This is a genomic window from Edaphobacter sp. HDX4 (assembly GCF_036877565.1).
Lineage (GTDB): Bacteria > Acidobacteriota > Terriglobia > Terriglobales > Acidobacteriaceae > Edaphobacter.
Genome location: NZ_JAEDXW010000083.1, coordinates 1 through 254, shown reverse-complemented (window position 1 = coordinate 254; position 254 = coordinate 1). Strand labels below are relative to the sequence as shown.

1 protein-coding gene is annotated in these 254 nt (G+C 60.6%); it reads right to left on the bottom strand.

Features of this window, described 5'->3' with window-relative positions; all coding sequences use genetic code 11:
- Positions 1 to 235 (bottom strand): biotin/lipoyl-binding protein (locus JAO29_RS23205; protein WP_334270660.1); only part of this gene is annotated, 235 nt, incomplete at its 3' end.
- Positions 236 to 254 lie beyond the last annotated feature (19 nt).

Here is a 254-nt window from a genome sequence, read left to right as displayed (position 1 = left end):
CCGACTGCTTCAAGGGATCGATCTGCATGAGGACCTGACCAGCCCGAACGGAATCGCCAGACTTGACCAGGATCTTCGTCAGATTCCCTTCAACCTGTGGCTGCAATGTAGCAGAGCGCCGTCCCTTATGGTAGAGACGTATGTATCGGAAGCGGCTACCGGCGAGAGAGACACAGAGGATACCTTCACCGGCATCGCCTGGGGAGCCGGGGCGGCGGCAGCCTCGTGCCTGCACCCCGAAACAGAGAGGCCCA